The 13,664-nt window shown below is 66.3% G+C and carries 15 protein-coding genes; 6 read left to right on the forward strand and 9 right to left on the reverse strand.

Features of this window, described 5'->3' with window-relative positions; translation table 11 throughout:
- Nucleotides 1-24 precede the first annotated feature (24 nt).
- The 4 genes from ABIB78_RS32160 to ABIB78_RS32175 all read left to right on the forward strand — a co-directional run bounded on the left by ABIB78_RS32160 (nucleotide 25) and on the right by ABIB78_RS32175 (nucleotide 4,398).
- Entirely contained in the window at nucleotides 25-882 is an 858-nt protein-coding gene (locus ABIB78_RS32160; RefSeq protein WP_429032039.1) for an FkbM family methyltransferase, read from the forward strand.
- Nucleotides 883-1,075: 193 nt separating this feature from the next.
- Nucleotides 1,076-1,462, forward strand: a complete 387-nt coding sequence (locus ABIB78_RS32165) for a VOC family protein (RefSeq protein WP_429032042.1) — start codon at nucleotides 1,076-1,078, stop codon at nucleotides 1,460-1,462.
- A gap of 124 nt (nucleotides 1,463-1,586) precedes the next feature.
- Nucleotides 1,587-1,820 (forward strand): hypothetical protein, encoded by a 234-nt coding sequence (locus ABIB78_RS32170; RefSeq protein ID WP_429032044.1) that lies wholly within the window; start codon nucleotides 1,587-1,589, stop codon nucleotides 1,818-1,820.
- A gap of 229 nt (nucleotides 1,821-2,049) precedes the next feature.
- On the forward strand, nucleotides 2,050-4,398 hold the full coding sequence (locus tag ABIB78_RS32175; protein ID WP_429032046.1) for an OmpA family protein: 2,349 nt from the start codon (nucleotides 2,050-2,052) through the stop codon (nucleotides 4,396-4,398).
- Between the two features lie 82 nt (nucleotides 4,399-4,480).
- Here ABIB78_RS32175 and ABIB78_RS32180 read toward each other — a convergent pair whose 3' ends face one another.
- Nucleotides 4,481-4,846, reverse strand: a complete 366-nt coding sequence (locus tag ABIB78_RS32180) for a nuclear transport factor 2 family protein (RefSeq protein ID WP_429032048.1) — start codon at nucleotides 4,844-4,846, stop codon at nucleotides 4,481-4,483.
- A 152-nt stretch (nucleotides 4,847-4,998) separates the two neighbouring features.
- On the opposite strand from ABIB78_RS32180, the gene ABIB78_RS32185 reads away from it, so the two are divergent.
- Nucleotides 4,999-5,634 (forward strand): TetR/AcrR family transcriptional regulator, encoded by a 636-nt coding sequence (locus tag ABIB78_RS32185; protein WP_429032051.1) that lies wholly within the window; start codon nucleotides 4,999-5,001, stop codon nucleotides 5,632-5,634.
- Between the two features lie 120 nt (nucleotides 5,635-5,754).
- Here ABIB78_RS32185 and argG read toward each other — a convergent pair whose 3' ends face one another.
- The 6 genes from argG to ABIB78_RS32215 form a co-directional block, all read right to left on the reverse strand.
- The gene (gene argG, locus ABIB78_RS32190) at nucleotides 5,755-7,092 is read right to left on the reverse strand and encodes an argininosuccinate synthase (protein WP_429032054.1); all 1,338 of its coding nucleotides are present in this window, start codon (nucleotides 7,090-7,092) and stop codon (nucleotides 5,755-5,757) included.
- 81 nt (nucleotides 7,093-7,173) lie between these two features.
- On the reverse strand, nucleotides 7,174-7,956 hold the full coding sequence (locus ABIB78_RS32195) for a phosphatase PAP2 family protein (protein ID WP_429032056.1): 783 nt from the start codon (nucleotides 7,954-7,956) through the stop codon (nucleotides 7,174-7,176).
- 39 nt (nucleotides 7,957-7,995) lie between these two features.
- Nucleotides 7,996-8,469 carry a hypothetical protein gene (locus ABIB78_RS32200; RefSeq protein WP_429032059.1) on the reverse strand — a complete coding sequence of 158 codons (474 nt, stop codon included), beginning with the start codon at nucleotides 8,467-8,469 and terminating at the stop codon, nucleotides 7,996-7,998.
- Between the two features lie 167 nt (nucleotides 8,470-8,636).
- Nucleotides 8,637-9,851 carry a 23S rRNA (adenine(2503)-C(2))-methyltransferase RlmN gene (rlmN, locus tag ABIB78_RS32205; RefSeq protein ID WP_429032061.1) on the reverse strand — a complete coding sequence of 405 codons (1,215 nt, stop codon included), beginning with the start codon at nucleotides 9,849-9,851 and terminating at the stop codon, nucleotides 8,637-8,639.
- A 128-nt stretch (nucleotides 9,852-9,979) separates the two neighbouring features.
- On the reverse strand, nucleotides 9,980-10,552 hold the full coding sequence (locus ABIB78_RS32210) for an invasion associated locus B family protein (protein ID WP_429032195.1): 573 nt from the start codon (nucleotides 10,550-10,552) through the stop codon (nucleotides 9,980-9,982).
- Between the two features lie 216 nt (nucleotides 10,553-10,768).
- Nucleotides 10,769-11,608 carry an SDR family oxidoreductase gene (locus ABIB78_RS32215; RefSeq protein WP_429032063.1) on the reverse strand — a complete coding sequence of 280 codons (840 nt, stop codon included), beginning with the start codon at nucleotides 11,606-11,608 and terminating at the stop codon, nucleotides 10,769-10,771.
- Between the two features lie 90 nt (nucleotides 11,609-11,698).
- On the opposite strand from ABIB78_RS32215, the gene ABIB78_RS32220 reads away from it, so the two are divergent.
- Nucleotides 11,699-12,679 carry an NADPH:quinone oxidoreductase family protein gene (locus ABIB78_RS32220; RefSeq protein ID WP_429032066.1) on the forward strand — a complete coding sequence of 327 codons (981 nt, stop codon included), beginning with the start codon at nucleotides 11,699-11,701 and terminating at the stop codon, nucleotides 12,677-12,679.
- A 32-nt stretch (nucleotides 12,680-12,711) separates the two neighbouring features.
- Here the strand turns inward: ABIB78_RS32220 and ABIB78_RS32225 are convergent, their stop codons facing one another.
- Both ABIB78_RS32225 and ABIB78_RS32230 read right to left on the reverse strand, forming a co-directional pair.
- A complete protein-coding gene (locus tag ABIB78_RS32225) occupies nucleotides 12,712-13,092 on the reverse strand; it encodes a YkvA family protein (protein ID WP_429032069.1) in 381 nt (126 codons plus the stop codon).
- 91 nt (nucleotides 13,093-13,183) lie between these two features.
- Nucleotides 13,184-13,489: a 4a-hydroxytetrahydrobiopterin dehydratase gene (locus ABIB78_RS32230; protein ID WP_429032071.1), complete on the reverse strand. Its 306-nt coding sequence runs from the start codon at nucleotides 13,487-13,489 to the stop codon at nucleotides 13,184-13,186.
- Nucleotides 13,490-13,664 lie beyond the last annotated feature (175 nt).

The following is a 13,664-nucleotide window of genomic DNA, read 5'->3' on the forward strand; positions in this document are numbered from 1 at the left end:
TTGGCGCCCCCGTCAAAACCGGCTATGCATGCGCCGCTTTCGATGAGGCTATGCGTGATCCCCAGCAACGACATATCGCCGGCGCCGTTCGGCGCCTTCGCGCCCAATGCGGCCCAGGCCGCCATCATCCGGCTTGCGCATGGCAGCGGATTGAAGCGCGGCGCGTTCCGGCCCTGGCTGTCGCGGCTGGTCAATCTGTTCGGCTCGGGGCCGCTCGACGTGACCTATCAGGGCGCATCGTTCCGCTTCTATCACCAACAGAGCGCGACCGAGCGCGGCGCGCTGTTCAATCCCGATTACAATCTTGAAGAACTCACCTTCCTGCGCCGTCATGTCGGCGCCGATGGCACCTTCGTCGATCTGGGCGCCAATGTCGGCACCTATGCGCTGGCGCTGGCGCGCGATGTCGGGCCTAATGGCAAGGTGATCGCGATCGAGCCGCATCCGGTGACGCATGCGCGGCTTAAATTCAACACGCAGGCCTCCGGCTATCCGCAGGTGCGCCTGGTCGCGGCGGCCGCCGGCCCTGCCGACGGCGAGCTGATGATCGAGACCGACGGCGACAATCTCGGCGCCAGCCACATCGTCACCGGCACGCCCACGGGCAAGGCATTCAAGGTGCCGTCGCTGCGGCTGCAACGCATACTCGACGAGGCCGGCGTGACCAGCGTCGATGCGTTCAAGATCGACGTCGAAGGTTTTGAGGACCGCGTGCTCACCGGCTTCTTCCGCGACGCGCCGGAACAACTGTGGCCCCGCGCAGTGGTGATCGAGCATCTGTCGAAGGACGAATGGACCGACGACTGCATTGCGGACATGCATGCACGCGGTTACGTCGAGCAGGGCCGGACACGGAGCAACACGCTGCTGGTGCGGGGTTGAAGAGTAGCCACATGCGAGCTTGACTTCCTCTCCCGCTTGCGGGGGAGGGCCGGGGCGGGGGTATGTCCACGAGTCGTATTGTGGACAGAGCCCCCACCCGGATTGCATCTTCGATGCAATCCGCCCACCCCGCAAGCGGGAGAGGTGAAGTGAGCGTGTGGGTACGATAGGAGTCACGACAAGGAGGCACGCGATGATCGACCATATCGGCTTTTCGGTTTCCGACTATCCGCGCGCGAAGGCGTTCTACCAGACAGCGCTGGCGCCGCTCGATTACAGCCTGATCATGGAAGTGCCCGCGGAGGTGACGGGGCACGCGCCTGCGGCAGGCTTCGGCGCCAACGGCAAGCCGGACTTCTGGATCGGCGGCGAAGGCGGGATGAACAAGCCGGTGCATGTCGCCATCACAGCCAAGGACCGCGCCACAGTCGACGCCTTCTACAAGGCTGCAATGGCGGCCGGCGGCCGCGACAACGGTCCACCCGGCGTTCGCGCGCATTATCACCCCAACTATTACGGCGCATTCGTGCTCGATCCCGACGGGCACAATATCGAGGCGGTCTGCCACACGCCGGGATGAGGCGCAGGAACGCTGCGGCGCGCGATCCGTTGTCGCTTCGAACTGCGATGGAGCGATCAATGAGCGCGACGCGACTCGGTAAAGGCAGACCTGGCTTCGGCAGCAACCGCATGGTCTCGATGTGATGCCGATCGAGCCGCCAGAGATTCCGCCGGCGACGCCGGGCACGCCGAACGAACCGCCGCCAGGAATTCCGCCCGGCGGTCCGCGTCCGGAAGTCCCGCCGCCGGCGCGTGAACCCGGCGAGCCGCCGCTGCCGGACGAGTTGCCGGGCAAGACGCCTGACGAATCACCGGTGCGCGGACCGCCTGGTCCATCCGGCCCGCCGCCTGCGACAGATCGACCTGCCGCCCAGTGAGTCACTCGCGCGCCTTAGTTCCATATCGATTGCAAAGATGTCCGAGCGTTTCTTCTGAATGCGTCGTGAACAAACGCGCACGCAACCCGTTACAATGTCGAAATAAACTTCGCCGATGATTCGTGGCCCGCCACAATCCGGCCTAACGGCTGGCGGTTCATCGTCCTGCCGAATTGTTCGGTTCTCACTTTTCTATCCTGCCCAGACTTTCCGCCGGGGACTCCAAGACATGACAAAGCTTCGTCTCGTGCTGCTTGCCACGACTGCGCTGACGGTGATGCAGTACGCCACCTCAGCATCGCATGCACAAACTTCGCCGCTGGTCGTCGCACAAGCGCAGCAAAAGGAAGAAACCGGACCTGACGGAAAGCCGAAGGCACGGCCAGAGCGACCGGCGCCGGGCGCTCCTGCACATCCGGCGCCGCCGGCCGCCGCGCCGCATCCGCAGGCACCGCCTCCCGCTGCCGCGCCGCCTGCGCGTCCGGCTCCGCCGCCGGCCGCAGCGCCCGCGAAGCCGACCCCGCCTGCAGCGCCCGCGCGGCCCGAACCGCCCGCAGCTGCACCTGCAAAGCCGACGCCGCCACCGGCAGCCGCGCCGCATCCGGCGCCGCCTGCGGCACCCACACGGCCTGAACCGCCTGCAGCACGCCCGGCTCCGCCACCGCCGGCAGCTGCGCCTGCACGACCCGAGCCGCCGGCGGCGAAGCCTGCGCCAGCACCGGCACGGCCGGAGCCGCCCGCAGCTGCCCCCGCAAAGCCGACCCCGCCACCGCCAGCAGCAGCGCCGGCACATCCCACGCCGACGCCACCGCCGCCTGCTGCAGCACCGCAGCGGCCGGGCACACCGCCCCCTGGCGCTGGGGCCGCGCATCCGACGCCCACGCCGGGAGCCACTCCTGCAGCGCCGGGTGCCGCAACACGCCCCGGCACGCCGCCCGCGGCCGCAACGCCTACACCTGTACCGGCAACGCCGGGAGCTCCGACACCAGCGCCGGCCGAACGCCGGCCCGGTGATCGTCCGGGTGGCGAACGTCCTGGCAGCGAACGTCCTGGCGGCGCCAAGCAACCGCCAGGCACGCCGCCCGCGGCAGCAACACCCGCCCCCTCTGCAACGACGCCTCCGGCAGCAGGCGGACAGCCGCCGGCACGACCGGGCACACCCGGCGCGACGCCGACGCCTCCAGCAGCCGGACAGCCGACCGCACGACCAGGCACACCCGGCGCCCCGCCCGCCGCGACGTCTCCCGGCGCGACGCCGACGCCACCGGCGCCTGGTCAGCAGGGACGTCCGGCGACGCCGCCCGGAACGCCTGCAACCCCGGGAGCAGCGATGGGCGCTCCCGGCGCGACGCCGGCTCCGGGTCAGCCGGGACGCCCGGGCACTCCGCCGGCTGCCGGTGCTGCGCCCAGCGTATCACCAGCCCAAGGAGCGGCCATGGGCGCCCCCGCGCGTCCGGCCGGCCCCTCGGCGCCGGGTGTCGTGCCCGGCTCGGCGGCCGCAACGCCTCCGCCCGGCAAAGCGCAATACGCCCCGCCGACGGTTTCGTCCGCGTTCCGGGCCGCGCCAACGGTAACGGCGCCGCTGCCGCCGCCTCCGCGGCATGACAACATCAAGCCGCTCGCCATCGGCGCCGCGGTTGGTGCGGGCGTGGTCGCCGGCGCCATCATCGGCGGGACCATCGCCGACCTGCACAACCAGCGCCAGGAAGTCGTCGAAGGCGGCCGCACCATCTACACCGAGCCGGACCGGGTCATCATCCGCGATCCGGGCGGGCAGGCCTATGTCCGCGGCGACGATGTCTATCGCTTCCGCTATGGCGCGCGCGACATCCGCACCGAAACGGTCGGCGGCGAGACCCGCACCGTCGTGGTTCGTCCCGACGGCAGCGAGATCATCACGGTGGTCGGTCCCGATGGCCAGATGCTGCGCCGGATCCGCAGGGATCAGGGCGGCCGCGAGCTCGTCATCATCGACAACTCCTATCGCGATCCGGGCGCGGTCGGCGGCTTCTATGTCGACCTGCCGCCGCCGGTGGTCCGCATCCCCTATGATCGCTACATCGTCGAGTCCGACAGCGCCGCGCCGGACGTGATTTACGACACCATGGAGGCACCGCCAGTGGACCGGATCGCGCGGCGCTATTCGCTCGACGAAATCCGCTACAGCCCGAACGTGCGCATGTTGATGCCGTCGATCGACGTCAACAGCATCAACTTCGACTCGGGGTCCTGGCAGATTCCCCCGGATCAGGCGGCGAAGCTGCAGGCGATCGCCGACGGCCTCAACCGGGCGATCCAGCGCAATCCGCGCGAGGTGTTCCTGATCGAGGGCCACACCGATGCGACCGGCAACGACACCGACAATCTGTCGCTGTCCGACCGCCGTGCGCAATCCGCCGCCGAGTTGCTGACGCAGCAGTTCGGCGTGCCGGCCGAGAACCTGACCTCGCAGGGCTATGGCTCGCAATATCTGAAGGAGCAGACCGACGGACCGAGCCGTATCAACCGGCGCGTCACCGTCCGCCGCATCACCCCGCTGCTCAACGGCGGCACCGCCTCCGCCGCTCCGCCGCGCTAGAGGCGAGACATCGCGACGCGAAATGGCCGGGAGCGATCCCGGCCATTTTTTTCTGCAATCAAATGCGGCGCCGTCGCGGACGTCACCGCGCCATCTGCTGCGGGTCGTAGAAGAAGCGCTCCTCGACCAGCTCCTCGCCGCGCCAGGTCTGCCAGGCAACCTCCTCCATGCTGCGGACCTTGCCGTCCTTGGCCGTGAATTCGAATCGCCAGCAGATCGCCGAATGATCGCCGTCGACGAGCAGCGGCCCGAGCCGCGTGGTCTTCACGCCGGCGGCCGCGGCCAGCACCGCCGCCTCACGCGCCGCCAGCGCCTCGCGGCCGACGCGCCATTCGCCGTCGTTCTCCTGGGTGCGGGCATCGACCGAATAGAAATTCCTGATCGCGCCGACATGGTCGTTGGACTCGACCGTGTCGGCGAAGGCTTGCAGCGTCTTGAGTGAGGGCATCGGGCTCTCCTGTGTCGGAGCACGGTCTCCGCGCAAACGCTTCGGATTTGCCGCGCCGGATCGTGCTCAGTTACCGACTAATGGTCGGTATTTATCGACCAAGAGTCGGTAAGTCAATTGGCTCGAGCATGGAACTGCGCTAGAGATGCACCATGGCAACCCAGGCCGAACGGCGCGAGAAGACCAGAGCCGCCATCGTCAAGGCGGCGCGGCGCATTTTTGGCGAGCGCGGCTTTGCGGCTGCGACGATGGACGACATCGCCGCCGGCGCGCGCGTGGCCAAGGGCGCGGTCTATCATCACTTCGCGACCAAGGAGGCGGTGTTCGAAGCGGTGTTCGAGCAGGTCTCCATCGACCTCGTCTCCGATCTCGACCGCATCTCGCGCGCCGAGAACGATCCGCTCGCGGCGATGGCGGCGGGAACGCAGGGCTATTTCGCGGCGTGCTCAAAAGGCCCGACCGGCCAGATCATCTTGCGCGACGGCCCGGCCGTGCTCGGCTGGGAACGCTGGCGCGAGATCGACGCCAAACATTTCGGCGGCAAGTTTCCACGCGCGCTGGCGGCCGCGATGGACGCCGGCGTGATCGCGAAGCAGCCGATCGAGCCCCTGGCGCGGCTGTTGCTCGGCGCGGTGACGGAAGCGGCGGTCGCGGTCTCCGCCGGCCCCGACATCGGCAAGACCGGCACGGATTACGCGCGCGCGTTCCGCTCGCTGCTTGATGCGCTCAGGGTGAAGAGGGCCGAATTCTCTCCGCTTGGTCGCCCCTGCGAAAGCAGGGACCCATAACCACCACTGTTCGTTGGTGCGCACTATTGTGGCTCCAGCGTCCGCCGAACAAAGTTCGGTGGTTATGGATCCCGGGTCGCGCTGCGCTTGCCCGGGACGACGAGGTGAGAGAGCGTAGCCTCAGTCCTTGTCGTTCTCGAGCTGGAAGATCTGCGAGCCTTCGCCGCCCGAAAGCAGGCCGGTCTTGTTGTAGAGACCGAGCTTGGCGCGGGTGTCGGCTATGTCCAGGTTGCGCATCGTCAGTTGGCCGATGCGGTCGGCCGGGGTGAAGGCGGCGTCGTCGACCTTCTCCATGCTGAGCCGCTCCGGCGCATAGGTCAGGTTCGGGCTCTCGGTGTTGAGAATCGAATAGTCGTTCCCGCGGCGCAGCTCGAGCGTCACCTCGCCGGTGACGGCGCGTGCCACCCAGCGCTGCGCGGTCTCGCGCAGCATCAGCGCCTGTGAATCGAACCAGCGGCCCTGATAGAGCAGGCGGCCGAGCCGCATGCCGCTGATGCGGTACTGCTCGATCGTATCCTCGTTGTGGATGCCGGTGACCAGCCGCTCATAGGCGATGTGCAGCAGCGCCATGCCGGGCGCCTCGTAGATGCCGCGGCTCTTGGCCTCGATGATCCGGTTCTCGATCTGGTCGCTCATGCCGAGGCCGTGGCGGCCGCCGATCACGTTGGCTTCCAGAAACAGCGCGACCGGATCGGCAAACGTCTTGCCGTTCAGCGCGACCGGCTGGCCCTCCTCGAAGCGCACCACGACCTTCTCAGGCCTCACGTCGCAGTCGGCGCGCCAGAACGGCACGCCCATGATCGGGTTGACGATGGTGATGCCGCTCGAAAGGCTCTCGAGATCCTTGGCCTCATGCGTGGCGCCGAGCAGATTGCTGTCGGTCGAATACGCCTTCTCCGCGCTCATCTTGTAGGCGAAGCCCTGCGCGGTCATGAACGCCGACATCTCGGCGCGACCGCCGAGCTCGTCGATGAACTGCTGGTCGAGCCAAGGCTTGTAGATCCGCAGGCTCGGATTGGTCAGCAGGCCGTAGCGATAGAAGCGCTCGATGTCGTTGCCCTTGAAGGTCGAGCCGTCGCCCCAGATGTTGACACCGTCCTCCTGCATGGCCGCGACCAGCATCGTGCCGGTCACCGCGCGGCCGAGCGGCGTGGTGTTGAAATAGGTGATGCCACCGGTCGAGATATGGAACGCGCCGGACTGGATCGCGGCGATGCCCTCATGGACCAGCTGGGTGCGGCAATCGACCAGGCGGGCCTTCTCGGCGCCGAAATCCATCGCCTTGCGCGGGATCGCGTCGTAGTCGGCTTCGTCGGGCTGGCCGAGATTGGCGGTATAGGCGAAGACACGCGCGCCCTTCTGCTTCATCCAGAGCAGCGCCGCTGACGTGTCGAGACCGCCCGAGAACGCGATGCCGACTTTTTCGCCAGTGGGCAGGCTTTTCAGAATCGTACTCATGTGACGGTCCAATCGGTCGAAATCGAAGAGGTTTTCAGGCTTGGCGAATATCAAATTTCCGAAGGCGGGGCACGCCTTTAATCAGGCATCGGGCCGGCTGGCCTCTGCCCTTCCGCCCCGGCGCCAGCGCTGCATCAGCCGGTAGCCGGGCATCGCAAGCCGCGTCAGCGCCGCATCAACCTGTTCGTCGGTCAGCCGGGTCGCGGCCCAGCGGTAGATCAGCGCATAGAACAGCCAGACCACCAGAAAGGACACCAGACCCGCGATCGCCACATCGGTGAAGAAGTGACCGCCAAAGGCCATTCGAAGCCCGCTGGTGACGAGGCCGAACACGGTGGCCCCGACAAAGGCAAGCGGCCGCCAGGCGGGCGGTGTCAGCGCCGCCGGCGCATAGGTCCAGAACGCGGTGGCGCCCTCGCCGGAGAAGAACGAGCAGTTGCGCGGGCAGCCGCCACGCGGGTCCCACCACGGCATGAATTGCAGGTCGCCGCCGAATTGCGTCACGAAGACCGGCCGTGGCCGGCCCCAATAGTTCTTGAAGGTGAAGTTGGTGAGCACGCCGGCCGAGAGCAGCATCGTGGTGAGCAGAAACACCGCGGCGCGGCCGGACATCAGCATCGGCCGCTCCGGCCGGACGAATTTCACCACGATGGTGGCGATCGCCGGCAGCACCAGCGCCCAGGCGATCCACATCGCCGCGTCGCGCGCGAACGACGCCACCACGTCGAGCTTCATTGGGAAGGTTTTCTGCGCGGCATCGTAGAACAGCGCCGCCAGCTTCAGGTCGAGTTCGGGATAGATCCCGAACAGGATGCCGATGATGAGCGCCAGCGCCAGCGCGATGACAAGTCCGGTCCGGTTCATGGCGCGCGGTTTAACCGAGGCAGCGGGGCATGGGAAGCATCAGGGCGACGGCAATGGCGGAGGCGGCGGCAGCGGGCGCCGCGGCTCGCGCCAGGCGCCGGCGGTGCGGCCGGCGATCAACCAGTAGACCAGGCCGGCGACGATGCCGGCGCCGGTCATGATTTCCATGTGCCGCCGCACGATGCCGTGGAACTGCATCATGTCGGGGTCGAACGGAACCAGGCCGAGATAGCAGGCCGCGCCGACGATGGCGCCGCCGACGGCGTAGGCCAGCACGCTCCTGATGAAGAATGCCTCGGTGATCAGAACCACGATCAGCGCGGGCAGCAACGCAAAGCCGGAGATGAAGATGAAGCCGAAGCCGAGCACGATGTTAACAGCGCTCTGGTCGATCTGCCCGCCGAAATCGCTGATCTCGGGATACAGCACCGCGACGACCACGATGATCCCGGCCACGAAGCAGGCCATCAGGAAGCCGAAGGCGACGACGAACAGGCGGCCGATCAAGGCCATTAGGTCATTCCATTATCGGAAAACAAGCTGGGCACTCGTCTCTCCTCGTCATGCCCGGGCTTGTCCCGGGCATCCACGTCTTCTTTCGCGAAACCGACCCAAGAAAACCGACCCAATACATGGATGGCCGGGACAAGCCCGGCCATTACGAATTCTGCTGACAAGTCTCAATCCGTCATCGCCATCGCGCGCAGCGCCTGGCGCTCGCGGGCCGAGAGCTTCTCGGTCTCCGACTTGAGCTGGCCGCAGGCCGCGAGGATGTCGCGGCCGCGCGGCGTGCGAACCGGCGAGGAATAGCCGGCGTTGAAGATGTATTCGGAGAATTTTTCGATCTGCTCCCAGTCCGAGCACTCGTAGGCGGTGCCCGGCCACGGATTGAACGGGATCAGGTTGATCTTGGCCGGAATGCCCTTGAGCAGCTTCACCAGCAGCTTGGCGTCATCGAGCGAATCGTTGATGCCCTTGAGCATCACATATTCGAAGGTGATGCGACGCGCGTTCGAGGCACCGGGATAGTCGCGGCAGGCCTGCAGCAGTTCGGCGATCGGATATTTGCGGTTCAGCGGCACCAGCTCGTTGCGCAGCTCGTCGCGTACCGCATGCAGCGAAATCGCGAGCATCACGCCGATCTCCTCGCCGGTGCGCTTGATGTTCGGCACCACGCCCGAGGTCGACAGCGTGATGCGGCGGCGGGAAATGCCGATGCCTTCATTGTCGCCGACGATCAACAGCGCATCACGCACCGCGTCGAAATTGTACAGCGGCTCGCCCATCCCCATCATCACGATGTTGGTGACGCGGCGCGTGCCGTCCTCGCGATCGGCCCAGTCGTTCAACCGGTCGCGCGCCACCATCACCTGGCCGACGATCTCGCCGGCGGTGAGGTTGCGCACCAGCCGCTGCGTGCCGGTGTGGCAGAACGAGCAGTTCAGCGTGCAGCCGACCTGCGAGGAAACGCACAGCGTGCCGCGATCGGTCTCGGGAATGTAGACGCACTCGACCTCGTGCGGCCGCTCGAGATTGTTGCCGCTCGGCAGCCGCAGCAGCCATTTGCGGGTGCCGTCATTGGAGATCTGCTCGGCGACCACCTCGGGACGGTCGACGGTAAAATGCTGCTCGAGCTCGGCGCGCATGTCCTTCGAGACGTTAGTCATCTCGGCGAAGTTCTTGGCGCCGCGGAAATACATCCAGTTCCAGAGCTGCTGGGTGCGCATCTTGCGCTGCGAGGCCTGTACGCCGATCTCGCCCAGGCGATCGGCGATCTCGGCGCGCGACAGCCCGATCAGCGACGGCTTGGCCGGCGGCACATAGGTCTCGAGCGGAACCTTCTCGAGCGGCGCGCTGGCGCCGGGCACGGCATTGGTGGTCACGGTGTCGGTCATGAAACCTCAAATAGGCCTTCCAGCCGGTGCTGGAAAGCCACCAAATACCTCGATTTTACGTCTTTGAGCGGTCTTTGCTGGAGCATAGTCCCTTCGGACGGCCGCTCCACACACTTCCGGACCATGCTTTAGCGCCGGCAGTCCTGCCCCAGCCGGTCGAGCGCCTGCGCCAGTCCCTTCAGCGAGAAGCTGTCGATCGTCTCGGTGCCCTTCGCCGAGACGGCTTTTACCGTCAGCTCGGCCGATTTGCGCATGGCTTCCACCATCCGCTCCTCCTCGGCCGCATTCTTGATCCAGAGGCCGTCGCCCTGCGTGTACATCGCATACGTGCCGCCACCGACCTGGAGCGTCGATTCCGAGCCCGGTTTCACGGTGTAGCCGATCATGACCGAGACTTCGTTGACGACCTTCTCCGCCGGACGGGTCGAGATGAAGGCATAGGCCGGGTCGCGCGGCCGGTTCGGCGGGATGGTCCTCGACGACGACGGCTTGGCGAGCGCAAAGCACACCTTCTTGCCGTTGGGCGCCGCCGAGTACGCGCCCCAGGTGCCGAATTGGCCGATCAGCGTCGGCTCGGCGCCGCCGGCCGCAGCCGCCGCGGCCGAAGGCGCCGGCTTGGCTGCTTCCTTGGCCGCATCTTTCTTGGGCGCAGCCTGCACCGGCGCAAGGGAGATGATCCCGCACAGGACACAAGCAGCCAGTGATGTCAGAATTTGCCGCACGGCCAACTGGTTCCCCCATCATTGTGACTGGAAGATGGCCCGGCGATTCCCCTCCGCCGGCTCGGATGGATAACCGGGAAACGTTTTTTTGGGAAGGCAGTTACGCCTGGACGCGCGCGCCAGCCCAGCCGCATCGCGCGTCCATTCCTTCACAGTGCATGCTCGGTGCTTGTTACCGCTCATCAGCCCTTTGGTTCAGCCCTTGGCGCGCGCCGCGCGCTGGCTCTCCCATTGCGCGTCGGTCCATTGCAGCAGGTCCTCGGCACCGGAACTGCGCAGATGCGCGCCGCCATCCTGCACCACCATCTCACCGTTGATGTAGCCGGCCTGATCCGAGATCAGGAAGGTTGCGAGATTGGCCAACTCCGAGTGCTCGCCGGCGCGGCCGAGCGGATTGCGATGCGACCAGCTCTCGCCACGCCCTTCGGGACGCAACTGCCCGGTCGCACCTGCGGTCGGGAACGCGCCCGGCGCGATCGCGACGGTGCGGATACCTTTCGGACCCCATTCGACCGCGAGGCTCTTGGTCATCGCCAGCACCGCGGTCTTGGCCATCGACGACGGCACGGTGAAGGCGCGGCCGGTGATGGTCGAGGTCGAGAGGATCGAGAGCACCACGCCCTTGCGCTTGCTTTCGATCCAGCGGCGGCCGGCGGCGAGCGTGCAGTACATCGTGCCATGCAGCGTCGGCGCGAGGATCGCGTCCGCCGCACGGAATGACAAATGTTCGCTCTGCGCAATAAAGGTTGCGGCAGCATTGTTGACCAGCACGTCGATCGGCGCGTCCTGCCAGATCTGATCCATCATCGCCTCGACCGCCGCGCCGTCGCGAATATCGCAGCGCGCGGTGGAGACCTTGGCGCCGAGCTCGCTGCGGAGTTTCGCTGCGGTTTCCTCTAGCAATTCCTGCCGCCGCCCGCAGATGATCAGTTCGGCACCGAGTTCGGCAAAGCGCCGGCCCATCGCCGCGCCCAGGCCGGAGCCGCCGCCGGTGATCAGGATGCGCTTTTTCGCTAGCAGGCCTTTTTCAAACATAGTTTGATCCCTCCGCTTTGTATTGTCGCTCCGCCGCAAATCCGGCATGAAGCTTTCAGCTCTTTCTGCGTCCGAAAATCAGGTGTGTCCATGAAAGCCATCCTCTGCTCGCAATACTGTCAACCTGACGATCTCGTGCTGGCTGATGTGCCCGATCCGGTGGCCGGCCCGGGTGAGGCCGTGATCGCGATCAAGGCGGCGGCGCTGAACTTCTTCGACATCTTGATGATTCAGGGCAAGTACCAGATCAAGCCGCCGTTCCCGTTCTCGCCGGCCGCCGAAGTCGCGGGCGTGATCGAGAGCGTCGGCGCCGATGTCACTGACCTGAGGGTGGGCGACCGCGTCGTTGCCTCATGCGGCCACAACGGTGCGCGCGACAAGATCGCTCTGCCGGCGAATTCGATCGTGAAGATCCCCGACAATCTCGATTACGACCGCGCCGCCGGCATCATCATCATCTACGGCACCGCGCTGCATGCGCTGGAAGATCGCGCGAGCCCGAAGCCAGGCGAGACGCTCGCGGTGCTCGGCGCCGCCGGCGGCACCGGCCTTGCCGCGTGCGAGCTCGGCAGGCTGATGGGCCTGAAGGTGATCGCCTGTGCGTCGTCCGACGAGAAGCTCGCATTCGCCAAGCAGCACGGCGCCGAGCTGACGCTGAACTACGCCAAGGAAGATCTCAAGGAAGGGCTGCGCAAGCTGACGGACGGCAAGGGCGCCGACATCGTGTTCGATCCGGTCGGCGGCTCCTATGCCGAGGCTGCGCTGCGCTCGACCGCGTGGGAAGGCCGCTTCCTGGTGATCGGCTTTGCCGCCGGCGACATCCCGAAGATTCCGCTCAACCTCGCGCTGCTGAAGGGCTGCGACATCCGCGGCGTGTTCTGGGGCGCCTGGGCGCGGCAGAATCCGGAGAAGAACCGCAAGAACCTCGAGAAGCTCGTGCAGTGGACCGCGGAGGGCAAGATCTCCTCGCATGTCGACCGCACCTTCCCGCTGTCGCAGACATCAGAAGCCCTGAAGGTGCTCGCCGGCCGCAAGGCGATGGGCAAGGTGATCCTGCATCCGGGAAGCTGAAGACAGGCGGGTAGCTTCGTCCGGGCTACTTCCTATTCCGCGCTCTCAGGCACCCCACGCTTCAGTGCGGCGCGCGCGGCTTCGCGATGCTCCGGCGTGATGTGGCTTGCCACCATGCGCAGCGCGGTTGCGAGCACCGCGGCATCGTCGGTGAAGCCGAGGACCGGCAGCATGTCGGGAATGAAGTCGAACGGCAGAATGAAATAGGCGATCGCGCCGAGCAGCGCCGCCTGGACATGGCGCGGTGTCTGCCGGTCGAAGGCGCAGTAATAGGCGGCCAGCAAATCCTCGGCGAAGGGCAAGCGCGCCACCACCTTCTTGAACTTGATCCAGAAGCGGTGGCGCACGCTTTCGGGGTCCTGCGCCAGCCGGTCGGCAGGCCCAAATCCCATACCGTGTTCGCTCGATGCCATCGCAAGGTTCCTCGACGCCGCAACAGTTCGACGGCGGACGCTGCCAATCTGGGGATCTCGGCCAACCGGCGCAAGGTTGCGGGCGGCTGGCTCAATTCACCCCGAGCTGCCTTGCGATCGCGTTCATGGCCTTGGCTAGGTCGATGTCGCGCTTGGTGACCCCGCCGACATCGTGGGTCGCCAGCACGACCTCGACCGTCTTGTAGATGTTCTTCCACTCGGGGTGATGGTCGCTCTTCTCGGCGACCAGGGCGGCGCGCGCCATGAAGCCGAACGCCTCGTTGAAGTCCTTGAACACGAAGGTCTTTGCAATCGCCTCGCGTCCGGCCAGCTCCGACCAGCCGGCCAGTTCCCAAAGCGCCGCCTTCCTTGCTTCCGCTGACAGCTTTTCGACCATGGTAACCCTCCCGTTTGGCGCCGACCTTAGCCCAACAACCGGCCTCCAGATGAGATCCACGCCCAAATTAAGGCCGAAATCGCGTCCTATCGCCGCTGGTAACCATGACGGAGATGTAACATCTGTGGGTTCAGGAATTTGCTACAAATGCAAGATGTGTGCGCGTTGGTAGTTT

The organism is Bradyrhizobium sp. I1.14.4, assembly GCF_050435825.1.
Classification (GTDB): Bacteria; Pseudomonadota; Alphaproteobacteria; order Rhizobiales; family Xanthobacteraceae; genus Bradyrhizobium.